19 protein-coding genes and 1 tRNA gene are annotated in these 23,282 nt (G+C 59.1%); 6 read left to right on the forward strand and 14 right to left on the reverse strand.

The window, feature by feature from the left end; all coding sequences use genetic code 11:
* Window positions 1–204: 204 nt before the first annotated feature.
* The gene (locus tag HMPREF3130_RS08620; protein ID WP_005511166.1) at window positions 205–486 is read right to left on the reverse strand and encodes a DUF3618 domain-containing protein; all 282 of its coding nucleotides are present in this window, start codon (window positions 484–486) and stop codon (window positions 205–207) included.
* Between the two features lie 150 nt (window positions 487–636).
* On the opposite strand from HMPREF3130_RS08620, the gene bcp reads away from it, so the two are divergent.
* The 3 genes from bcp to HMPREF3130_RS08635 all read left to right on the forward strand — a co-directional run bounded on the left by bcp (window position 637) and on the right by HMPREF3130_RS08635 (window position 3,808).
* Window positions 637–1,164: a thioredoxin-dependent thiol peroxidase gene (bcp, locus tag HMPREF3130_RS08625; protein WP_070429772.1), complete on the forward strand. Its 528-nt coding sequence runs from the start codon at window positions 637–639 to the stop codon at window positions 1,162–1,164.
* 75 nt (window positions 1,165–1,239) lie between these two features.
* Window positions 1,240–1,899 carry a TetR/AcrR family transcriptional regulator gene (locus HMPREF3130_RS08630; protein WP_070429773.1) on the forward strand — a complete coding sequence of 220 codons (660 nt, stop codon included), beginning with the start codon at window positions 1,240–1,242 and terminating at the stop codon, window positions 1,897–1,899.
* Window positions 1,900–2,059: 160 nt separating this feature from the next.
* Entirely contained in the window at window positions 2,060–3,808 is a 1,749-nt protein-coding gene (locus HMPREF3130_RS08635) for a neocarzinostatin apoprotein domain-containing protein (protein WP_070429774.1), read from the forward strand.
* Window positions 3,809–3,820: 12 nt separating this feature from the next.
* On the opposite strand, the gene HMPREF3130_RS08640 is transcribed toward HMPREF3130_RS08635, so the two are convergent.
* The 5 genes from HMPREF3130_RS08640 to HMPREF3130_RS08660 form a co-directional block, all read right to left on the reverse strand.
* Window positions 3,821–4,225: a holo-ACP synthase AcpS gene (locus HMPREF3130_RS08640; RefSeq protein ID WP_070429775.1), complete on the reverse strand. Its 405-nt coding sequence runs from the start codon at window positions 4,223–4,225 to the stop codon at window positions 3,821–3,823.
* Window positions 4,222–13,359, reverse strand: a complete 9,138-nt coding sequence (locus HMPREF3130_RS08645) for a type I polyketide synthase (protein WP_246815137.1) — start codon at window positions 13,357–13,359, stop codon at window positions 4,222–4,224. Before HMPREF3130_RS08645 ends, HMPREF3130_RS08640 begins: the two co-directional genes overlap by 4 nt.
* Window positions 13,360–13,711: 352 nt before the next feature.
* The gene (locus tag HMPREF3130_RS08650) at window positions 13,712–13,909 is read right to left on the reverse strand and encodes a hypothetical protein (protein ID WP_016422270.1); all 198 of its coding nucleotides are present in this window, start codon (window positions 13,907–13,909) and stop codon (window positions 13,712–13,714) included.
* 182 nt (window positions 13,910–14,091) lie between these two features.
* The gene (locus HMPREF3130_RS08655; RefSeq protein WP_224783804.1) at window positions 14,092–14,505 is read right to left on the reverse strand and encodes a hypothetical protein; all 414 of its coding nucleotides are present in this window, start codon (window positions 14,503–14,505) and stop codon (window positions 14,092–14,094) included.
* A 162-nt stretch (window positions 14,506–14,667) separates the two neighbouring features.
* Window positions 14,668–14,749: transfer RNA gene (locus tag HMPREF3130_RS08660), tRNA-Leu, on the reverse strand.
* A gap of 222 nt (window positions 14,750–14,971) precedes the next feature.
* Between HMPREF3130_RS08660 and HMPREF3130_RS08665 the strand changes: the two genes are divergently transcribed.
* Together HMPREF3130_RS08665 and HMPREF3130_RS08670 are read left to right on the forward strand one after the other, a co-directional pair.
* Window positions 14,972–15,367, forward strand: coding sequence for a hypothetical protein (locus HMPREF3130_RS08665; RefSeq protein WP_016422268.1), 396 nt, complete (start codon window positions 14,972–14,974; stop codon window positions 15,365–15,367).
* A gap of 33 nt (window positions 15,368–15,400) precedes the next feature.
* Complete coding sequence (locus HMPREF3130_RS08670) at window positions 15,401–15,754, forward strand: DUF3817 domain-containing protein (RefSeq protein WP_005511118.1); 354 nt, start codon at window positions 15,401–15,403, stop codon at window positions 15,752–15,754.
* A 22-nt stretch (window positions 15,755–15,776) separates the two neighbouring features.
* On the opposite strand, the gene HMPREF3130_RS08675 is transcribed toward HMPREF3130_RS08670, so the two are convergent.
* The 8 genes from HMPREF3130_RS08675 to clpS form a co-directional block, all read right to left on the reverse strand.
* On the reverse strand, window positions 15,777–16,478 hold the full coding sequence (locus HMPREF3130_RS08675) for a non-canonical purine NTP pyrophosphatase (protein ID WP_016422267.1): 702 nt from the start codon (window positions 16,476–16,478) through the stop codon (window positions 15,777–15,779).
* On the reverse strand, window positions 16,475–17,236 hold the full coding sequence (gene rph, locus HMPREF3130_RS08680) for a ribonuclease PH (RefSeq protein WP_049193334.1): 762 nt from the start codon (window positions 17,234–17,236) through the stop codon (window positions 16,475–16,477). The genes HMPREF3130_RS08675 and rph overlap by 4 nt, the downstream gene beginning before the upstream one ends.
* A gap of 68 nt (window positions 17,237–17,304) precedes the next feature.
* On the reverse strand, window positions 17,305–18,087 hold the full coding sequence (locus HMPREF3130_RS08685; RefSeq protein WP_049193335.1) for an MBL fold metallo-hydrolase: 783 nt from the start codon (window positions 18,085–18,087) through the stop codon (window positions 17,305–17,307).
* A gap of 73 nt (window positions 18,088–18,160) precedes the next feature.
* Complete coding sequence (gene murI / locus HMPREF3130_RS08690; protein WP_042389205.1) at window positions 18,161–18,991, reverse strand: glutamate racemase; 831 nt, start codon at window positions 18,989–18,991, stop codon at window positions 18,161–18,163.
* A gap of 144 nt (window positions 18,992–19,135) precedes the next feature.
* Window positions 19,136–19,810, reverse strand: coding sequence for a rhomboid family intramembrane serine protease (locus tag HMPREF3130_RS08695; RefSeq protein WP_016422263.1), 675 nt, complete (start codon window positions 19,808–19,810; stop codon window positions 19,136–19,138).
* A 16-nt stretch (window positions 19,811–19,826) separates the two neighbouring features.
* Window positions 19,827–20,930, reverse strand: coding sequence for a P1 family peptidase (locus HMPREF3130_RS08700; protein WP_049193336.1), 1,104 nt, complete (start codon window positions 20,928–20,930; stop codon window positions 19,827–19,829).
* A gap of 84 nt (window positions 20,931–21,014) precedes the next feature.
* Window positions 21,015–21,566: a DUF2017 domain-containing protein gene (locus HMPREF3130_RS08705; protein WP_049193339.1), complete on the reverse strand. Its 552-nt coding sequence runs from the start codon at window positions 21,564–21,566 to the stop codon at window positions 21,015–21,017.
* 30 nt (window positions 21,567–21,596) lie between these two features.
* A complete protein-coding gene (gene clpS, locus HMPREF3130_RS08710) occupies window positions 21,597–21,890 on the reverse strand; it encodes an ATP-dependent Clp protease adapter ClpS (protein ID WP_005511165.1) in 294 nt (97 codons plus the stop codon).
* A gap of 81 nt (window positions 21,891–21,971) precedes the next feature.
* Between clpS and HMPREF3130_RS08715 the strand changes: the two genes are divergently transcribed.
* Window positions 21,972–23,282: a nicotinate phosphoribosyltransferase gene (locus HMPREF3130_RS08715; RefSeq protein ID WP_016422259.1), complete on the forward strand. Its 1,311-nt coding sequence runs from the start codon at window positions 21,972–21,974 to the stop codon at window positions 23,280–23,282.

The following is a 23,282-nucleotide window of genomic DNA, read 5'->3' on the forward strand; positions in this document are numbered from 1 at the left end:
GGTTCGGGGTTCGAGTCCCTGATGGCGCACAATACAGACCGGGAAGGTAGAAATACCCTCCCGGTCTTTTTGTTGCATAACAAGCGTAGGCGCCAACTTGCAGCCCTCGCTCGCACCCCACGCCTGACTCAAACAAGGGTTAGATACGCAAAAGCGCACGGCCCCAGGTAACTACCCGAAGCGCGTGCGCTAACTACCGAAAAACTACTTAGCAGCAGTCTCAATCATCTCGCGAATGCGGTCGATTTCCTTGCTGCGGTTACGGTTGCGACGAATGCCCATTGCGATGCCGCCAACAACAAGTGCGGCAACGACACCCAGTGCTGCCTGCACCTTCGGCTCATTCAGAGCATCGAGAACGCGGGTCTTTGCGTCATCCGCAACGTTCTTCGGATTCGTTCGCACGGTTAGCTCATCCAGAGTACGGGCGAGCTGGTTACGGTTACGCTCAATATCGCGCTGGATATCTTCAATGCTGCGAGCCACGTAAACTCCCTAAAAAGTTGAATATCTAAAGTGATTGTTCGCCTAAAAGACTAACACTTCCACTACAGCAACGTGGGCGAGCACGGGGAAAAACTCAACGCATTGCTTCAGAGTCGCCACGCACCGCTCCAGAGTCGATACGATTAAGCCATGACTACTTCTTCCTCCAGCGACAAAGAATACGGCCAGAACAACATCCGACTGGAACCTGGCAATCCCGCCCCAGCGTTTACTCTTCTCAACGACGCCGAAGAGCAGGTTTCTCTGTCGGACTACGCGGGCAAGCCCGTGCTGATTTACTTCTACCCGCGGGCCAACACTCCAGGCTGCACCACTGAGGCATGCGACTTCCGCGATGAATCCGCAGCCCTGAATGATGCCGGCATTCCTGTCGTAGGTATTTCTCCGGACAAGCCGGCGAAACTCGCAAAGTTCCGTGAGGACCACGGCTTGAACTTCACCCTCCTGTCCGATCCGGACAAGGAAACCATGACCGCGTTCGGCGCTTTCGGCGAGAAGAAGAACTACGGCAAGATTGTCCAGGGCGTCATCCGCTCGACTTTCCTGGTCAATGCCGATGGAGAAATTGAAAAGGCCTGGTACAACGTTCGCGCCAAGGGGCACGTCCAGCGCGTACTGCGTGACTTGGGTGTGGAATCACAGGCTTCCGAAAGCTAACTAGCCGCAAGGCCTACTCTGACCCTGGCCCCAAACTCTCCTCCCACATCATCCCGATTAGACGGTTTCGTAGTAGTGACTCAATCCCAGGACGCACCGAATATTCTTCGTCCCCGTCGCACTCCGGCTCAGCAACGCAGCCGAGAGCGGTACGCACGCATGCTCAGCTCGGCACGCACAGTGCTCATCGAGCACGGGTTTGAGTCTTTCACTTTCGACGAAGTCGCTCGCATCGCAGATATCCCCATTGGCACGCTCTACCAATTCTTCGCAAACAAGTATGTGATGATCTGCGAGCTCGACCGTCAGGACACTGAGGCCGTCATCGAGGAAGTCTCACGTTTCGGAGAAACAGTCCCCACCTTGAAATGGCCGGAGTTTCTCTCGGAGTTCATCGATCACCTGGCAAAGCTCTGGCGCGAGGACGTTTCTAGAAGAGCCGTATGGTTGGCTGTTCAATCAACGCCCGCCACACGCGCAACTGCAGAAGATACGAAGTCACGCCTGGTCAACGAGATTTCAAAGGTGCTGCGCCCGCTGGTGCCGTCGTCAAGCGATGCGGAACTGAACTTCATCTCCGACCTCATGATTAACGCCACGTACGCCCTGCTGAATTATGCGGTGGACCATCCGGGAAGCGATGCTGAGCGGGAAGCTCATTACGAGCTGACGGTGCAGGAAATCAAACGCATGACAATCTCTTATCTCATGAGCGTCGCGGAGGCCGCAGACTAGAGAGCGCCCCTCGCCCACCTCGGCAGGGGCATTTATTGCCCTTATCAATACGCGGAGGGTAGGCTTGCCTTAGTTTACGCTTTACTCTGGTCAGCGCGGTGGGGTTCCCTGTTTTTCGCCGCGCCTGCGCCGGAACTCCCAAACAGAATCAGAGGTTCACATGTCCACGACGCAGGGCGCTTTCCGACGGAGCCTGCTTCCCCGCTCTATTGTTCTAGCTTCGGCAATCGTAGTGAGTACGGGATTTTTACCCGCAGTCCCCGCATCGGCACAGTCACTGCCATCGATTGGACAGCTCGGCGGTTCGCTCCCCGGCATCGGCGACCTTCTCGGCGGCAGCACCGATCAGTCTGAGCGCCAGCTCTCTGTGACCCCTGCCACCGATCTGTCCGACGGCGCCACCGTGACCATCAAGGGAGTCGGCTACCCCGCTAACGCAAATATTTACCTGGCCCAGACAATCGAGAAGCCAAAGTCGGGCTACCCTTCGACCTACGGCGAAGCGGCCAAGGTGACAGTCGGCGCTGACGGAAGTTTTACGCAGGAGATGAAGGTCGCGACCAGCTTTGGCGATGTCGACTGCACCTCCACCCAGTGCTACGTAGCCTCCTTTACTGCGTTCCCTAATCTTTCTGACCGCAGCAATGACCAGTGGGTCCCCATCACCTTCAAGGCGGGTGCTACTTCCCAGGCTGCTCAATCACAGGGTTCCACCAGCGCGGCACCGAGCGGTGGCCAGAGCGCTGGTTCGGGCTCCCAGTCACAGTCGGGCTCGCAGTCACGGGGTAACGCATCGGTGAGCCTGTCCAAGACCTCAGACTTGAACCCGAGCGGCGACACCATTCGAGTCGAAGGCAAGGGATTCAAGACCTCTGGACCGGGCATCTACGTCGGTATCGCGCAAAATGACCAGATGGATGTGACCAACGCCGATTCCTTCGGCCCGGATACCAAGTTTGTGTCTACCTCCCGCGGCAACCTGAAGTCCGACGGCAGCTTCAGCGTGGACCTTCCGGTCAGCGCGAAGTTCGGCACGGCAGACTGCATGCAGAACGCTTGCTCGGTCTACACCATTGCTGCTCACGGTTCCTCCGACCGCAGCCAGGACACGGCGACCGCGGTATCGTTTGCCGGCGGAGCTGCCAAGCAGGACGCTACCCTGCCCTCCGGCGGTGGCTCCTCACAGTCCGCAGGCAGCGCAAGCTCCGGCACCAGTGGCAGCACTGGGTCTAGTGGAACGAGTAGCACCACCGGTTCCAGCGGCTCTAGCAGCTCCAACGGCAGCAGCTCCTCGACCGGCACCCCGTCGGTAAGCCTGTCCACCACGGAACTGAACCCGTCGGGCAGCACCGCAATTACCGTCTCCGGCACCGGATTCAAGACCAGCGGCAACGGCATCTACGTCGCAGTGGCTGAGAAGAACAAGTTCTCCACCACCAACGCTGATGCTTTCTCCGCCGCTGAGTTTGTCCGCACCTCCCAGATGTCCTCCGACGGCAGCTTCTCTACAACGCTCAATGTCGAGGCCGTCACCTCGGCCGCCAACTGCGTCGAAAATGACTGCGCACTCTACACCTTTGCTGCTCACGGTTCCTCCGACCGCAGCCAGGACACGGCCACGGACCTCAGCGTCGGCGGCTCCGCCAAGGAACGCGAAGAAGCTGTGAAGGCCGGTGCCTCCAAGACCGGAGAGTCCAAGGCCAGCGGCTCATCCAAGGCATCTGGCAAGGCTTCCGCAAAGTCCAACGCTTCCGGCAATGGCCTCGACGAAGTTGATGTGCAGACTCAGCAGGCCGCGACCAACTCCCCGCTCCAAACCGCCGCAGTCGCCGGAACCGGCGCAATCCTGGGCGCGCTAATCTTCGGTGCCGGCATCTTGGTCGGTCGCCGTCAAAAGTCCGTCGATTAGCGCGGTGCCGGACTAGTCCAGGCGTACGACGGCGATTGCGTAGTCGCCGTCGTGCGAGATGCTTAACGACGGCCCCAGCTGCCACTCCTGATCGTGGAAATGGCGGCTCACAGCACCGTGGAGACTGATGCTCACGCGACCGTAGGCATCCGGCTGCACCTCTATTTCCCGCCAGTCCATCTGATCGCGCGCAATCGGCGGTTGGCTGCCAAAGAGAGTCTGCGACCAGGCCTTGATGAAGGCTTCCTTCGCAGCCCAGCGGCCCGCTAAGTGACGCGCCAGCGCGCCGCCGACTGCTCCGCGGCGCCTAGCTACCAGTAGCTCCGCAGGTGTGAAAACCGCCTGCGCGAACTGACTGCCTGGCATATTCAGCTGCTCTTCGAAGCCCGGAATATAGACGAGGTCTACGCCAATCATGGCTGGAGGACACCATCGATCAGACGGGCGCCGTCGGAAAGCAGAACTGCCTTTTCCAATGCAGCGGGTGAACCGAACCGACCACCGTCCGCCAGGTTTCGCTCGCGTGGACGCTCGTAGAGAGCTTCCCCACCGTAAATCGCCTCATCAATGCGACGCAGACCAGCCGCTTCGCGGTTGTGCGCCGCGGACCGCCAACGCTCCGCAACCTCAGCGCCATCGTGCTGCACTATCGCTTGGTAGAAAGCTTCCGGGTGGACGACTGCCACCAGTGCCGAGACATGTCCGAACCCGAGCGAGGTAACAAAGCCAGCCTTCAGCGGCAACGTATTGCCGAAATTGACTGCCTTCGTTGGCCATACCAGACGCGAATGCTCAGCCAATGCGGGATCGACGCAGTCCAGCGATCGATTACCTGGCACAATGCCGCTGCGCAACACCTGGGTCAGACCAATGATCTGGAACGCTGCAGCACCACCCTTAGCGTGTCCCGTCAGCGATTTCTGAGAGACCACCAACAGCGGGTTAGAGCGCTCGCGACCGAGTTCATCTGCAATGCGTTCATGCAGTTCGGACTCATTTGGGTCGTTGGCATTGGTCGAGGTGTCGTGCTTGGACAACACCGCGACCTGATCCGCAGTGACATCGAGTACTGCAAGTGCGCGAGCCAATCGAGACTTCTCGCCGCCCTGAGCGGCCGCTAGCGCGCCCAAACCCGGCGCCGGAATGGATGTGTGCGCGCCGTCGGCGAAGGACTGGGCGTATGCGACGACACCGAGCACGGGGAGCCCCATGTCACGGGCGATGTCTCCGCGAGCCAACAGCACCGTGCCACCGCCTTGTGATTCCACGAAGCCTCCGCGTCGACGATCATTCGGCCTGGAGAAGTACTCATGGTCGATGCCTTTGTTTTCCATGGTGGCGGAGTCAGCTGTGGCGGCCATGTCGCCGAAACCTGTGATTCCCTCTGTGGATAGGTCATCAAAGCCACCCGCGACAACAAAATCTGCCTTACCCAGGGCAATCTTGTCGACACCCTCCTCCACCGACACCGCTGCCGTCGCACAGGCTGCCACAGGGTGAATCATCTGCCCGTAGCCACCGACATACGACTGCATAACGTGGGCGGCAATAACATTTGGCAATGCCTCCTGCAGGACGTCATTGGCGCGCGGTTTCCCCAGCAGACCGTCGATGTAAAGACTGCGCAGCGACTCCATCGCACCAATACCTGTGCCCTGTGTCGACGACACTCGCGCCGGGTTGACCGCTTCCAGCAGCTGCGCTGGGCTAAAGCCCGATGACAAGAAGGCATCGACAGTACAGACAATGTTCCACAAGCTCACGCGGTCCAGATTGTCCATCATGTCTGCCGGAATACCGTATCGTGCCGGGTCAAAGCCCTGCGGAATTTGACCGCCAACATAACGGCTCATCGCCATTCGGCGCGGTACCTGAACCGGCGTGCCAGCGGCCCGTGTCACAAGCCACTGCCCTGTCTCGGCATCGAAGCTCGCAGTGGTGTTGTCCGGGTTGGAACTGACAAAAGTCTCCGCTGCCGCGCGGTCACGCACAGCAAAGCTCAACGCACGATCCAGGTAGACCGTGGTCAGCTCAGTCATCGTATTATCAACCAAATCGCCATCATCGGCGTAACGACGCACACCAACTCGCGCCAGCACTTCATCGCGGTAACGCGAAGCAATGTCGCTTTCTGCCAACGGTTGCCCGTCGGCGTCGCGCCAGCCACCCTCATAGGAAATCAACCCCATTGACCAGGCTAATTCCACAATTCCTGCTGCAGAAATATCATCGACTTCAGCCTCAAAGCGCGTCCGGGAAGAACCGTACGGCCCAAGCTCACCGGCGCCCACGATGACCACCATGTCCTCCAGAGCCGCTGCGATGTCACCAAAGGTCGGTGTTGTCTGCGCAATTGGTCGGCGAGGGCTTGGCAGGCCGCTCAAAACACGGCTTGACGACGGCTCCTGCGAGCTCGCCCCGCTAGAGATCTCAGAGTTTTGAGCTGCTGGGGCAGCCGCCTGTGCAGCCTCCTGCGCCATTTGCGCAATGTTGAGGTCGACGTCACCCAATCCGCCGGTGAGATCGGCCTGAATCGGGCGGGTTTGTGCCTTCTTCCGAGCCTCCGAGCTCGCGAGCTCAATGAGTTCAGCTGCCATTTCTTCGGTGGAGAAGGTGCGTACTCCCTTTGCTTCCACTGCAGCAACCAATGGGTCGTTTCCACCCATCAGGTTGGTGCCTCGAACCCAACCAATCTGTGCATGAGCCAGAGTGGTGCGGGTGCGCCAAGCGTCCTCCACATTCCAGCGCGCCACCACTGCATCGAGTGCGGCCTTGGCTTCACCATAGGCACCATCACCGCCGAAGCGACCACGGTTCGGTGAACCCGGCAGCACCACATGCAAACGATGGTCCAGATTATTGTCCCCGCCAAGTGCTGACATCCCTGCGATGAGTCGTTCCACCGACCACAGAAGCAGACGCATTTGGGTCTCGGACGCAGGACCGGCGTCGGCAAGCGAACCCGAAACCGTAGGCGCCGCGAACGGGAATAGCAACGTCGGTGACAGTGCAGGCTTGGTCACAACCACTTCCGCACCAATCGTCGTAGTCTGCTCGGTTCCGATCCAGTCGATAAGGGAATCCAGGTCCTGGAAGCTGGACAGGTTCGCCGGTACCACCCACAGCTTCGCCTCGCCCTGCGCATGCATGCGGTAGAGCTGCTTGTAGAAGCTCAGGCGCTCATGTCCCAGGCGTGAGGTAGTGACAACAACGGTTGCTCCCTGAGACAGCAACTGTGCAGTCACAGCGGAGCCAATCGAATTTGGCGATGCACCGGTAACAACTGCGATGTCGGCATTCATCGATAGTTCGTCCACATTCGTGATGGACTCATCCGCCAGCTGTCGGTAGATACTCGCCAACTGTGTTCGCCCTGCCGCGTCTGCCTTGGCAGCCCACCACTGTGCCTGCTCGACTGCGGTTTCGTGGATACTGCCCGGCGCGGTGTCAGCCACGTCTTCATCAGCGGCTGCCCAGAGGCGTGCTAGGTCATCGCGGGAGGTGGCCCAGCGGTCGTCGAGCAGCACTGCCTTGGTGGGCGTAAACGTCGGGGTGACCAGCTTCGGCCAGTCCGCACCGAGTTCAGCAGTGACGAGATTTACCAGGTTGCTGTCGGCGTCTTCGGCATCGAAGTCAATGGCACCGGTAATCTCGTGGCCGAGTTGCTCCAGAATCGTGCGTGCAGCGGTGGCAAGAATTCCTCGTTGACCAGTCAGTTTATCTGCAAACTCAGTGAGTGCAGCCGAGTCGACCATCCCAGCACTACTGTCGCTTGCCGACGGCTTAGCGACAGATACACCTCGCTGCGAGGCGACCGCGAGGATTGCTTCATCGATCAGCTGGTTGAGTTCAGCAGTACTGGTTGGGGCGGCCGGTGCCAGATGCGCAAGATCACCGCCGCGCAGGGATGCGCCCTCGCGAGTACCGAGCATCATCTCGGCGCTAACTGCGGTTGCCCACCCCTTGCCGAGCTGGCATTCATCGACCACATAGTCATCGATGTAATTCGCGCCTGCACCGGCAGGACCGGTAATCCGGCGAATACCGTCGGCAATGGCTTCGGAGAGAATCGGACCGAATGCCGAATACCCACTGGCCAAGCTATCAATCTTGTCCTTTAGATCAGCCAGTTCCGCATCTGCGGCCCCTTCGATTGAACCGAGGTCGAATTCCACTCCGAGATCGAGCAGCAGTTGATTGCGTCGAGATGAGACTCCATCGACCAGAGTCTCAATGGAGTCGGCGGCGCCGAGCTGGTCGGGGCGCACCTTCGTCCATTGGCAAATAAGAACTTCCAGCGCTTCTGCCGGGCTGACTGCGATATCAGCAACTTCGGCAGCCGGAGTGGCAGCACTCGTGATCGTGGTTGCCTGTTCGGTCGCCGCGGATTGGTCTGCGGATACCGCCGGCGCCGCTGATCCTGCTTCTCCCGATGCTCCTGCTGCTCCAGATAGGGTCTGCGCCGCGTCCTGCTCTGGTGTCACCTCCGACTCGGGCTCAGTCTTTTCCGGCTGAATTTGGTCGCGCATAAACGCTGCATCAGCATCACGCTCGAGATTGAGCACTCGAATGTCACGGCTTCGGTGGCGGGGCAACTGGCAGGTACGGGCAGCCAGGTTTGCCAGTGTGGGCGCTGTACCTACACCGACTTCAATAATGCGGCTGACACCGAGATCCTCAAGCAACAGATCCTGAGTTTCGACCCACCTCACCGGTGAGCAGAATTGCCAGGCCAGCAACTCGACCAGCAACATGCGGGCCAGGCGCGCCGGGTTTTCAGCAGCAGTATCAAAGTCGGCAAGGATGTTTTCCAGAATGTCTGAGTCGACGACTGCAGCCATCTGGCGGACGAACTTCTCGGTCAGCTCAAAAGAGGTCGCGGTGAGATTCGGGATATAGCGTCCCACCAGGCGTTCTGGAGCGATTTCCGCTGGCAGCAGCCGCTCCAGGTGTTTACGGAAGGAATCCACACCGTCGCGTAGGACACTGGAGTGGAATGGCACATCAATACCTGGGATACGCACGTATCCCTTGCCGTCCGAGCTGCGGCGCTCGCACTGTTCAGCCAGTGCCGCAAGGCCCGCGACGGTGCCGGCGACGGCGTACTGCTTGCCTGCCAGGTTGAGATTTACGACTTCGAGGAACTCACCGGTTTCCTGCGACAACCGATTAACAAACTCAGTGACCTCGTCCTCGCGTACGCCGATCTTGTCCGGACGCAGGGCGCACAAACCATAGTTGGACCTCCCCTGCTCATCACGTTCGACCAGTTCATGCATGGTCAAACCGCGGCGGTAGACAACCTCCAACACGGCATCTGCGTCAAGCGCACCAGCGAAAGCCGCCAGCGCGTTGTACTCACCGACAGAGTGTCCCGCAAAGTGAGCTGTTTCATCCAGCAGCCCTGCTTCACGGAGCTCCGCAACCTGCGCCAGCCCCAACGTCGCCATCGCAACCTGGGTGAACTGAGTCAGATTCAGGACACCTTCTGGGTGGAAATAGCGCACACCATCCACAACCACCTCTACCGGGTTGTCCCGAACAATAGCCAGTACGGAAAAGCCAAGCTTCTCTCGGGTCATCGCATCCGCCTGGTCCCACACGCGGCGGGCCGCTACGCTGCGAGTCCGGGCAGACAGCCCCATCCCCTGTGATTGAATCCCCTGGCCAGGGAAGACATATGCAGTCGTCGGTGCGGCAATTACAGCAGTGGCAGTCAGTACCAGCTCGCCCTCTACTGTGGCCGTGACTTCACGGACTTCACCGGCGCCTGGACGGTCATCAAAACCACGGCGTTCGACAGAGAATTTCACTTCCTGACCAGGTAGAACCGGACTCAGCATAGTCGCAGTGAACTCAATCACCCGATTGCCAATGCCGGCATCCGACGTGGCAACAGCCGCATGCTCGGCCATCGCCGACAGCCACATTCCATGGACAATAACCCCTGGTAGACCAGCTAGCGCTGCTGCCCGGGAATCGACGTGGATAGGATTGCGATCGCCCGTGACACAGCTAAATGGCTCCATCGCCTTAGGCGCTTCCACGGTCAAGGCACCGCGGAAACTCCGTGGCGTATCCGTGACCGTTGGAAATGGCACAGTATTGGTCCGCGCTGTCTCGCCGCCGTTTCGGCCACGAATGGCAAAGCGTTCACTCAAGGTGGCGAGCAGCGTATCGCCATCACGAACCTCCGCGCGCACCACAACTAGTCGCCCTAAGTCCGTATCAACGGCCTCGTCGACACGCGCACTAATCCGCAACGTTGTGGTTTCCTGCGGCAGAGCTCCAATCATACGAATGTGATGCTCAAGGTGAACAAGCGCGAGCATGCCCTCAACAACATCAATGCCGGTCTCAGTACGCGCCTGCGCGACTGCCGCAAAAATCGCTGGCCAAGCATGCCCGACCAACGCGTCCGGCACCGTCGCCTGTGACTCATCGCCGGCAGCTGCAATAGTGACCGCATCGTAGTCAGCCATCGCCATCGGATCCCACACGGATTCCCACTCCGCGACCCCATCGACGATGTTTGCAAGCTCACCGCCAGCCGCGATTCGCGTCAGCTCCCGCATCGCGGCTGCCGCATCCTCATGCTTGACGACGGGCACTGCGCCCACCGCTGCACTCTGGCACAGGCGAATTCGCAGTTGCGTATTCTCCCCCGCAGCATCGGGCAGCGGAACGGTCAGCTGTGCCCAGACGAGCTCCTCCCCGCCCTCATCATTGCTGCCATCAGCTCCAATGGTCTCCAAAATGGCACCAGTACCTGGGTGCTCCAGGCGTTGTGAACGAGAGACATCACTTGCGTCAGATACACATACCCACTCATGTTCCGCGCCAAGTGCCAGCGCCGGATTCGGCTGCTGTCGACCAGCCCACCAAATCACAGGTGCTGCGAGCATCCGGCTGAGGGCGTCAACAGGTGCCTCCGGCAGGTAGCCGGTATCCGTCAATGCCTGTGCAGTAGCTTTTTCAAACCGACCCAGAATTTCCGCTACTGGCTCATTCGCGCGGGTAATGCCCGAAACAGCCTGCGGCCCTGGGATGATGCAGACTTGATCCGCATCGTAGCGAGAGTCATGCGCCTGCCATAGGGAGTCCGATCGCCACCAGCGACGAACCTCATCATCGATAACCGGAACGAATGGCACAGGTTTGCCAGGTGTGCGGCAGAGCTCAGAGATAAAGAAGGTGACATCTGCTGGGTGGAGCTGGGTATCCAGATCCAGCAGGCCGGACAGTCGCGAGATTTCGTTCTGCGGCTGGGTGTGCAAGCTGTCGCCGTCGGCAAGCGCGTCAAACGTGCCCGCGTCGACTGCATTCAGTCGTGCCTCTACGCGGTCGACGAGTGCGACGAAGCGCGTCGACCACGTTGGATCGAGGAACGTCCCTTCGGGCGCACACAGTTCGAGATAGCGGTTCAGCACCTCGGCATACGTCATGGTGCTGACATCTCCGAAGTACGGCTTCGCGGTGGCGTTAATCGCCTCGATGATCTCTGCGCGTCGTTCAGTCACCTTAGTGAGGTCACCTGCGACTTCGTCAAGCAATCTGCCTGCGCGTGCTGCGGCGTTATCAATTTCGTGGATATCAGCACCCAACTGGCTGCGCCCCGACGCCATGCCATCCATGGCGCTACCAGCGGGAATCCAGTTGTCAGTGCCGACGGTGTCGACCAACATTTGTTTCACGGACTCGGAGGCGGTCGACTCCTTTGCTGCCATCGCAGCTGTGCCGATGATGACAGCATCTACCGGCATCGGCGCCAATCCGCACCGTGTCGACCACGTGCCCATCAGATAATCACGGGCCTGCTCTGGCTTGCCGATACCGCCGCCAACAGCAAGCACCACATCTCGCTTGCGGATCTTTGCGTAGGTGTTAATTAGCAGGTCATCGAGATCTTCCCAGGAGTGGTGGCCACCGGCACGCCCACCTTCAACCTGCATGATGATTGGATACGGCGTGCCCTGCTGCGCCAAGGTGTCTGCAATTTCGAGCACCGACTCGATTTGAGCGATTGTGCCCGGTTTGAAGGAGATATGCGGAATCCCGCCCTCACGCAGCTGCTTTACTAGCTCAACTGCCTCGTCCACCTCGGGGATTCCCGCGGAGATGGTGACGCCATCAATCGGTCGCCCCGCTGCCACTGCGCGCGGGAGCAAACGGCGGCTTCCAATGTGCAAACCCCACAGGTACGGATCCAAAAACATGGTGTTGAACTGTGCACTGCGCCCCTCCTCGAGCAGATCGGAGAGTCGCGCCACATTAGCCTCGAAGATTTCCGGCGTGACTTGGCCGCCACCGGCCAGCTCCGCCCAGAACCCCGCATTCGCAGCAGCCGCCACGATCTCAGGGTCAACGGTTGTCGGGGTCATACCGCCGAGCAGAATTGGCGAGCGCCCGGTCAACTTGGTGAACTTCGTCTCGACACGGGGCTTGTCTCCAGTGACCAGACGCGGCGCAAACTCCAGCCACGATGTCGGGTGCTCAATGTCGCTCTCAGACAGGACGCCCCTCCCCGCAGCTGTCGCCGCAGGAATCACCGCCACGCCATAGCCTTCAGCGTTGCGTTCTGTCAGCTTGACGACGCCTGTGTTCGGCCCCAGATCCAAAATGGTGGTTGCTCCTTGGTCGATGAGCCCCCGTACCTCGGCGCTCCAGTCACTGGGGTCAACCAAGATTGCACGCGCAAGCCGGTCCGCCGTTTCCGCATCTAGCCCAATGCGCTCAGCTCGCTCCACTACCCATGCCACAGCAGGTACCAGCGCTGGGTGATGGAATGCGCCACTAACTGGCAGAACTGTACATTCGACTCTCCGACCCTTCGGCTGCTGCGTTGTGAGCTGCTCTGCCAGCTGGTCTAGTTCATCCTGCTTGCCGATAACTACGCTGGTAGTCTGCGTATTCTTCAGACCGATGACACAGCCCTGGGGGAGGAAAGGCTCCAACTCCTCGACCGTCAGGCCAGAGATACTCATCATCGGCGCGTGCCCAAATCCGGCTACTCGGCTTCCGCGCGCACACGCCACACCGATGAGGCGAGCTAGCGCCAGAAGCTCTGCTGCCTTCTCTGGGCGAGCGACAATCTCAGCGGCAAGAACACCTTGCGAATGACCGGTTACCGCTACCGCTTCGGTGATATTAATTCCCTGCTTTTCCAGCAACTCGACAATGCCCAACTGTGCCAAGACGATGCCCGGGACGCTGACCGCAGGGTTGGTTGTATCTCCGGTAAATGGCTCGTCTGTAACGAGTGAGATTGCCCAGCCAAAGGGGTCGAAACCTGCGGGAAGCTGGCCGATGAGATCGTCGTCAAGCGGTGTGAGCAGTTCCTCAGCGCGAGTGAAAACTTCCCGTAGTTTCTTTGAGTTGCCACTGGCCATGACGCTGGAGAGAGTGTCCAGCCATGGTTGCGATTGACCGGCGAAAGTGACTGCAAAAGTGCCCAGGTCTGGAGCAGTTACGACGTTGGTCTGCAAAGTGGCGAGTTTTTCGTATTTCACGTGGCTGAGGTCCTTGTCTTGTGGAGTACGAAATGAAAACATCTTTTGTTTCCAAATCCTTGCCAGGACACTATGCCATAAATCATGAGGAATCCATCATGTTTTTCTCGCGCAGTTTCGCGGCGCCATCAACGCGAAGATAATTTGCAGCCCCAAAACGAGAGGCTGAACACGGCTGCGAAATCAGCGAGTACAACGCTTCGAAAGCGCAAGAACTTCGCAGGTAGGAAACAGTGTTCCCCTGTCGAAAAGTTGCTTGCGCTTCACCACCCTGGCAGCGCCGGCGGTGGAAAATAAAACGCGGAAGACCGAGCCAATTTATGCCCAATCGGTGATGAACATCACACCCGGAATGCGTGTCAATGGGCGCCGAGAACGCTCAATCTTTCCTCGATTAATCGCCTAGCATATCCAGAATTGTGGACTCCGCTTCTTCTAAGCGCCGCTCTGACTCTTCAAGATCCTGCTGCGACTTACCATCGCGCTCGACCTTGCCGTCGAAGATTGCGCAGGGATCATCGTTGACCACAGTGTCGTCGGGAACTATGCCACGACGCGCCATGTACTCATCCAGATGCATCGAGATGCTCATGTTGCCTCCCTGCTTCCACCTTACGATTCAAGATACGATTCGATCAGCGTCATTGTATCGACAGATTCGATTGCCCTACGCAGTGGAATGAGCGAACAAAGGTTTCCCAGAATGGCACTCACGCGCGCTGTGCGACTGCCCCGTCTTGCGTTCCCGCTAAAAGAGGCAGGACTGTCGCAGGTCTACAACTGGTCTGGCGGCCAGGGTTTTCCATCGGGGAAATACCGGTCAAATTTCCAGCCCAGACGGAAGGGGAGCACGAACTTTGGCGGGCAGTTGTTGGCCTCCCACATTGTCTTGGGTTTTGCCGCGTGTTCAGCCACCTTGCGGTCGGTGTACACCCCGTGACAGATGGGGTCCCAGAAATTGCTATCGGTGATTTCAAGAGTGGGGGTACCACTAAACACTCCGTAGAGGAGCTGGTCGCGGCTTTCAACCTCGACTTCGAAGTCTTCCCAGGTGCCAATCATGTCGCCGGGTTGTGCGCGCCACCAGTTGTCAATCGCGAGGGCGGTTTCTTCAGACTCGACGAACCCGCCGAGAGGTTCAGTGTTATCTGGGTAGCGGGGATAAACGACGCAGACAACAATTTTCATAGTCATGGTTCTACACCGTGCACGGGAGATTAGCGACCTTGGAATAGCTTCGGGCGGGAAATGGGCCAGATTTTGGGCACGCGGCCTAATGAGGGCGGAAAATCTGACGGGGTGGAGAACGAAGATACCCCGTGACCTGCATAGTCACGGGGTATTTATGTGTGCGCCTGGGGAGACTTGAACTCCCACGCCCTAAGGCACTGGAACCTAAATCCAGCGCGTCTGCCAATTCCGCCACAGGCGCCCGTCGCGAATCCGTGACAGTTACGTACAGTCCCCGTAAGCATGGACTACTGATAAGCCACCTACAGGCGCAACGAACTTTCACAGCTCATTTGGACTGTACACACTTTAACGGGTTTGCCGCAGATTTCCTAATGTCCTAGCTGAATTCCTAATGTCCCATCCCCTGCCTATCCAGCGAGCGCGCTAGCTTGGCAGGGCACGGACTAGCTATGGTGGTTATGTGTCCACTTCACAGCATTCCAATACCACTGACAAGCCAGCGAAGATTCCCACTCGTACCCGCGTGGTGCAACTAATCTTCTTGGCTCTTGCAGTCGGCGCCACTCTTGCACTCGCCTACTGGCAGCTCAGCAGGTGGAACACAACCAGCTCATTCCAAAACCTGGGCTACGCACTGCAGTGGCCAGCTTTCGGCCTGTTCTTTATTTGGGCCTACCGCAAATACATGGAGTACGAACGCGAACGCCTGAGCGGCAATAGCGAGGCCGCATTTGAGGCTAAAGACGATGTCATGACGGAAATTCCAGACGAATTCCTGCCGACCAACCCAGATGGCTCGCGAAAGGTGCAGCGTGTGGATGAGACACAATCGACGGATTCTGGCACCAACGCCTAGGCGATAACTGCTTATTCGAGAAAAGGACTTTTAGTGACCAACATCAATCCAGATCGTCAAGAGCGCGTAAGGAAGGCACTGACGTACTTCTCCGTCACCGCCTACTTCACGGGTGTGATGCTGCTCTTGCTGTGTGCCGAGATGATTTACAAGTACCTCATCCTCGACAACTCCGCCGACGCGCCGCGGTGGTTCTTCTACACCGCCCAGATTCACGGCTTCGGCTACATGGCATTCCTCATTGCCACCGTAAACCTGGGTACCAAGGCCCGCTGGGAACCAGCAAAGTGGATTATCACCGCGCTCGGTGGCGTGGTCCCGTTCCTCTCCTTCTTCGTCGAGAAGAAGCGTCGTGAGGAAGTCGAGACCGCTTTCCAGCTGAAGTAGCGGGCTCTCGGCAGCCCGAGGGCTACCCCTTAGCCTCAACCTCAGCCAGAATTTTCAGCGCCGGAGTCAAGGCACGCAGTGCACGCCCCCTGTGGCTAAAAGCGTCCTTGTCTTCGGCGCTCATTTGTGCCGCAGACAAGGCCCCCTCAGCTTCGTTGCCCTCCCCAACTGCGGGCGCGAACACCGGATCGTAGCCGAACCCATTGTCCCCAACAGGCTCGCGCAGAATGGCGCCAGGCCAGCGGCCCTCTACAACCAGCAGCAGATTACCGGCTTCATCGAGGACGGCTGGGAAACCGCCGTCGGCAAGCGCGGACGGCACCTCCTTGACACCGGGGACGACCAACGCGCAGGCGGTACGGAAGGACGCCGTACGACGCTCATCTGGGCAGTCCCCCATCTGGGCGAGCAGCAGCTCGTAGTTAGCGACATCGTCGCCGTGAGTGCCGGACCAGCGCGCCGAGAGCACACCCGGCATGCCGTTTAGCTCATCGACGCTGAGCCCCGAATCGTCTGCCAAGCACGCGTAGCCGGTGTGTGTCGCACCATCGAAAGCCTTGATGTAGGCGTTGTCCGCAAAAGTGCGACCGGTTTCGGGGCGCTCTGGGTACTCCGGGACGTCGCTAAGCGAAAGAAGTTCCACCGAATCAATACCCGCCGCACGCAGGATGCGGTCGAGCTCGACTAGTTTTTTAGAATTTCGGGTAGCGACGAGGAGCTTCACGGCAGCTCACCCGGGTACGGCGCACGCAGAACTTCCTGCTGCAGGGCAACGAGCTCACGCAGACCCTTTTCCGCCGAGTCGAGCATGTCATTCAGCTGACCTCGGTCAAAGGTGCCTTCCTCGCCAGTGCCCTGGATTTCGACGAACTTACCCTCTGCGGTCATCACCACGTTGAGGTCGACCTCAGCGCGAGAGTCCTCCTCGTAAGGCAGATCCAGGCAGACACGGCCATCAATAATGCCAACCGAAACAGCTGCGACTGGTGCCTTCAGCGGGGTGCCCGGAACTGCACCCGCTGCATGCAGGTAGGTCAGGGCATCAGCCAGCGCGACGTACGCACCGGTGATGGAAGCGGTTCGGGTACCACCATCCGCCTGCAGAACATCACAGTCGATGTTGATGGTGTTCTCACCGAGTTCCTTCAAGTCGATAGCAGCTCGCAAGGAGCGACCGATCAGACGGGAAATCTCGTGAGTGCGACCCTTGACCTTGCCGCGCATTGACTCGCGGGGCATGCGCTCGTGGGTAGAGGCCGGCAGCATGGAGTACTCAGCGGTCAACCAGCCCTCGCCGGAGTCACGCTTGAATCGTGGCACCGACTGTTCGACGGAAGCGGTGCACATTACACGCGTATTACCGAAAGTAACCAGCACAGAACCGGCCGGATTGTCGGTGAAGCCGCGAGTGATGGTCACCTTGCGCATTTCATCAACCGCGCGTCCATCGGCACGGCGAAAATCGGAATTAGCTGTAGTCATGCCAACTACCCTACCGCCCGGCGCGGAAGCGGTGCGACAGCTGTACGGAAACCCGATAGTCGCTGTGACTAGCCGCCTAGCTCCATGCCCAGGTAGGCCAATTCAACGTCACCGGCAAAGGTACTCTTCGCAGCACGTAGTGCTTCTTCACCGTCGGCGTATGGCGGAATGTGAGTCAGCACCAGCTTCTTAACCCCCGCCAGCGTCGCTGCCTTTCCGGCCTCAAAGCCTGTCAGGTGCATGTCCGGTGGGGTGCCCTCTTCGTTGCTGCACCATGTGGCTTCGCAGATGAAGATATCCGCATCCCGCGCCAGCTCCACCAATTCATCGGTCCACGCAGTATCTCCGGTGTACGCAATGGTCAGACCATCTGCTTCAATGCGATATCCAACAGCTGGCACCGGGTGGACCATGTTATACGGCGTGACGACGGCGCCTCCGTCCGCTTCGTCCCCACCGACTAACAGTGGCTCACCGGGGTTACTCACAACCTGATCAAAAGTGTCTTCCAGGTTGGCATCTTCTTCACTTCCCAGTGCTTTGCACATGGTGCCTATCCGGTCGTGAATGTCTCCGGGGCCAACCAGGAGATTCCGGGAACTCGCCGGGGCTGTCGGGTGGAAGCGACGCCAGACGAGCAGCCCTGGAATGTCTGCAGTGTGGTCTGGGTGCACATGAGTTAGTAACAAATCACAAGCTGCAGGATCAGAGATCTTCTGCAATTCGGCGAGGACACCGGGACCCAAATCAATGACAAAGGTTCGACCGTTATCCAGCTCAATGAGGTAGCCAGATGCTGGCGCCGATGGGCCACCCATGCTGCCTGTACATCCCAGAACCTTCAATCGCATACTTCAAGCTTGCCATGTAATTGATCAAAAACGAGCAAAAAACCAATGGAGTGTCTGGATTTAATAAGAAAGGTCACATTTGGGAATGCATAGTGACCTGGCTAATACCCGGCCCAAGGAAGCGCTTTGCCAGGGATGCAAAAACTTGCGGATCTCCAGTGGATTCGAATGTGCGCACAGGGTTCGGATTACTCTCCGGGTCAGCGAGCATGTCGGTCTTTGTGAGGATGCGCAGAACATCCTTCGACGTCTCCTCCGCCGACGACACTAGGGCGACGTCCTCCCCCATAGCCAGCTGAATCACACCAGACAGCAGCGGATAGTGGGTGCAGCCCAGCACGAGGGTGTCCACACCATCGGCCTGCAATGGCGCGAGGTAGCCCTCTGCAAGTCCCAGAATCTGGCGACCGGAGGTAATTCCTCGCTCGACAAAGTCCACGAATCGCGGGCAGTCGACCGCGGAGACATCCACGCCGGGCACTGCATCAAAGAGATCTTGGTAGGCACGGGAGCGAATTGTGGCGGCGGTACCGATTACGCCGACTTTTCCGTTCCTGGTGGTCGAGACCGCACGGCGCACAGCGGGCAGAATGACCTCGACTACTGGGACTGGGTAGCGCTCGCGGGCATCACGCAAAAATGCGGCCGAAGCCGTGTTGCAGGCAATGACAATCATCTTGCAGCCGCGTGCAACCAGTTCATCGGCAATCGCTTCAGCGTGCTGACGAACCTCGGCGATGCGCAGCGGCCCGTAAGGGCCGTTGGCAGTATCGCCGATGTACATAATCGACTCGTGCGGCAGCTGATCCATGATGGCACGTGCCACTGTCAGCCCACCGACGCCGGAGTCAAAGATGCCAATCGGCGCTGTTCGGTCGGGGAAGCCACTATCCTGCGCTGTCAGCTGATTGACTGCCTGAGTTTCTGCTCCTGCTCCCACCGCTATCTGGACTCCTCATATCGTTGGTCAAACACCGAAGCTCCTATTCTAGGCCGATTTCGTCAGGAGCTGATGCCACGTACCTCGGGCTCTTAGCGACGTGCACTCTTAGCCACGTGCACGACCGCGCTTAAACATCACCGCAGCCCAGATGCCCGCAAGCCCACCGAAGAGGTGCATCTGCCAACTAACAGCCATCTGTGTTGGCAGCACTCCCCAGATAAGACCCGAATACATCGATGCCAGAATCACGCCCAAAATAATCTGCATCACCCGACGATTCACGAAACCGCGTACGACCAAAAACGCCAGCCAGCCGTAAATCAGGCCGGACGCACCGATGTGGACGGTATTTACACCGCCGACCAGCCAGGTCAGACCGCCACCAACGACCGTAATCAAGAGTGTGACCTGCCAAAATAGCCGCTTCGACGACATTGCAATCAAACCGGCGAACAACGCCCCGGGCAGAGAGTTCGCCACAATGTGCCCGTAATCTGCGTGCAGCAGCGGTGCGGTCAAAATTCCCCACAGCGTCGAGGTTTCGCGTGGGCGCACACCGAAGTTGTTCAGCGCCCCACCAAAGATGAATTCGTTGACAAGAAAGACCGTCCAGATAAGTGCCAGGTACCCAATAGCCGTACTGATGGCCGCCCCGAGCCCGCCGTCGCGATCCTGTGGAACAATCTGATTATTCCGCCGCGTCTGCACGGGACCGCCCATCGGGTACTGCGCATAGTTCTGGTAATTCTGCTGTTGTCCCGAGCTCCATTGCGGATTCATTGGCGCACTTCCCTCACTACTTATCCAGCATCTCTGACAGCGCGGCCACTCCCGCGCGTCCCGTTGCACTCATCACGGCATCGACAATAGCCATCTGCACCGCATCGGCCGCCATCGCAGCCAACAGGGCCACCACATCCGAGCCCACGGGTTCAGCGTTTCCGCTATCCGCCGCATCGGCCGAGCTGAGGGCAAACAGCGTGTCACCGTCCATCGGCGCATGGGCCGGCCGAATCGCTCGTGCCAGCCCATCATGACCGCACATCGCCAACCGCTTCAACTGCGCAGTTGTCACCGGCGCATTGGTTATCAATGTGCCAATCGTTGTGTTTCGCGTGCTTGCCGACGATTCCCCGTGTCCAGCCTCATCGGCGAGAATCTTGGTCCTACCGACGAAAACCTGGTCCAGCTGGGCCAATGCCTCCTTGCTGGCACCGGCAGCCGCGGGCATTCCGTAAAGGTGTCCCTCCGGGTCAATGACCGCACCAAAGGAGTTGACCACCATTGCGGCAGCCACAAAGTACTTACCATCGGCGGAGGTCACACGGGCTTGTCCAAAACCACCCTTGATTGCCCCGGCCATAGCGCCAACACCGGCACCTATTGTGCCGGAGGGAGTGCCCTCCGGGACGTCGTCAAGCGCGTGCGACAACGCCTCGCGCCCGAGTGCAGCGGTGGGCAGCGTCGGCTCCCCCAACAGCAAGTCGAAGATGACAGCACCGGGAACGATGGGCACGAGGATATCCGGACGAGTTGGGGTGACCTCAAAGCCAATGCCGCGGTCGCGCAGTTCGCGCATAACTCCGTCGGCAGCTGCGAGGCCGTACGCGGAGCCGCCAGCCAAAACGACAGCGTGGGCGCGTTCGACGGTATTCTCCGGTGCGAGCAGGTCGGTCTCGCGGGTGCCCGGACCGCCGCCGCGGACATCGACAGCGCCGACAGCGCCGCCTGGAGCGGCGATGACGGTGACTCCGGTATCCCCCTCAGCAGCATGGCCGATGGAGATGCCGTCGATGGAGTCGAGACAGCCTGCGCCGATGTCGATGCTCGTGCCCAGCGCAGCACTGCTGGCTTGGTGTCGAATGTCGGTGGGGCTGATTGCGAAGATCTCAGAATTCATTGTCGACCACGGCACCTTTCACCACAGTTCATGGCAGCTAGCCTCAGTTGATTACTGCATCTTTCGGGGTTTTGCTCGGATTCGCTACTCACCCATGAACTGGTCCAACAGTGACTCTTGGTTGTAGGACAGCCACTGGTACATCGCGTCGGTCTGCTCAATCTGTTCGATGGAGCCATTGAGGTTCTCCATGGAAACATGCAGGTAAATACGTAGGTCATTGATACCCGCCACCCAGGCATGGGCATCACTTTCCGAAATGGATACCTGCCCCGACTCGGCGGGCTCCAGGGCGTCGATAATCGCACGCAGGGAATGGAGCTTGCTCTCTACAATCTCCGATTCATGCAGCTGGCGCATGAGGGCGTTTTCCCCCTCCACGCTCTCCTCACCCGGCTTGGTGAAGTCCGGCAACAGTCGCGCAAGCTTCGGATCGGATGGGGCCTCGGAGTGCCCGACAGGCATTCCCGTCATTTCCGCGAGCTCATCCTTCGGCGCCGACCGGGCTCGCTCCATCAGCGAGTCCGCCACAGTAGCAGCCAGATTCAGCAGCAAATCCCGCTCCGCGCCTTCAAAAGCCGTGACGTACTTGACGCCACCGCCGAGAAGGGATCGCTTGCGCTTCCAAGGACGCATGTAAATTCTCTCCCGCTGTCGAATATCGGCTTAGTCAGCCTGCTCCATTGTTGCCCACAAGCCTGCCTTGTGGAGCTTCTTCACATCGGCCTCCACCTTGTCACGCTCACCGGAAGACACGATTGCCTTGCCCTCCGTGTGAACCGTCATCATCAGCGCGTGCGCCTTCTTTCGGTCCATGCCGAAGAGCATCTGAAACACGTAGGTGACATAACTCATCGAATTAACCTGGTCATCCCACACAATGCACTGCCAGGGTCGGTTCGATTCCGTCACGACATCGGCATCCATAGTGGGCATCGGTGTTGCTGCTGGCATGCTCATAGGCACCAGGATAGTACGGAGTGGCGCGCGCTCGCCGGAACCGACTGCCCCGGCCCGCTTCAGCCGACTAGACTATTGACCGTGATTGATAAGCATTCCTCCACCGCCCTTCTCACCGATAAGTACGAGCTGACGATGCTGCAGGCATCGCTTGCCGACGGATCCGGCGAGCGCCAGGTCGCCTTCGAGGTGTTTGGCCGTCGTCTACCGAATGAGCGCCGCTATGGCGTTGTCGCTGGTACAGCGCGTGTGTTGGATGCTATCCGCAACTTCCGCTTCACCGAGGAACAGCTGGCTTCGCTGGACTTCCTCGATGACAGGACGCTGGATTACCTGCGTAACTATTCCTTCAGTGGCCAAGTCGACGGCTACCGCGAGGGAGAGCTCTACTTCCCCGCCTCGCCCATTTTGACGGTGCGAGGCACTTTCGCCGAGTGCGTCATTTTGGAGACTGTTATTCTCTCCATTCTCAATGCAGACTCCGCCATCGCCTCGGCAGCAACCCGAATGGTCACGGCTGCCGGTGGGCGCCCGATTATTGAAATGGGTTCGCGTCGCACTCATGAAGAAGCAGCTGTGACTGCTGCCCGCGCCGCTTACCTGGCAGGTTTTAGCGCCACCTCCAACTTGGAGGCAGCGGCACGGTACAACATCCCAGCCTCCGGTACCGCTGCGCACGCGTGGACTCTGTTGCACACCAACCCAGATGGCACGACGAACGAGGCTGCGGCCTTCAAGGCTCAGATTGACACACTGGGAACCGACACCACTTTGTTGGTGGATACCTACGACATCACCGAGGGCGTCAATACGGCTATTGAGGTCGCGGGTCCGGAACTCGGCGGTGTACGTATTGACTCCGGCGACCTCGGAGTTCTCGCTCGCCAGGTGCGTCAGCAGCTCGACTCGCTGGGGGCGCACAACACCAACATCGTAGTGTCCTCTGACCTCGACGAGTTCGCCATTGCGGCGCTGAGGGCAGAGCCGGTCGATGTCTACGGCGTGGGCACCTCTGTAGTCACTGGCTCCGGCGCACCGACTGCGGGCCTGGTCTACAAGATGGTCGAAGTTGATGGGGTGCCCGTCGCCAAGCGTTCTCTGGATAAGCGGAGCCATGGTGGCGTGAAGGCGGCGATTCGTACCTGTCGCCGTTCCGGTACCGCCGTAGAGGAAATCGCTTTCCCGCTCGGCTCGGAAATCCCGGATGTGGGCAACCTGCACTACCGCGATCTGACCATTCCGATGATGCGCGATGGCGAGGTCGTCGATGGTCTACCGACCTTGGAGGAGTCCCGCGATCACTTGGTTAAGGCGCTGGTCAGCCTCCCTTGGGAGGGGCTCGCACTTTCCCGTGACGAGCCGGTACTGTCCGTCCGTTTTCACGGCGTTTAG

This window comes from Corynebacterium sp. HMSC14B06, from assembly GCF_001807075.1.
GTDB lineage: Bacteria > Actinomycetota > Actinomycetes > Mycobacteriales > Mycobacteriaceae > Corynebacterium > Corynebacterium jeikeium_D.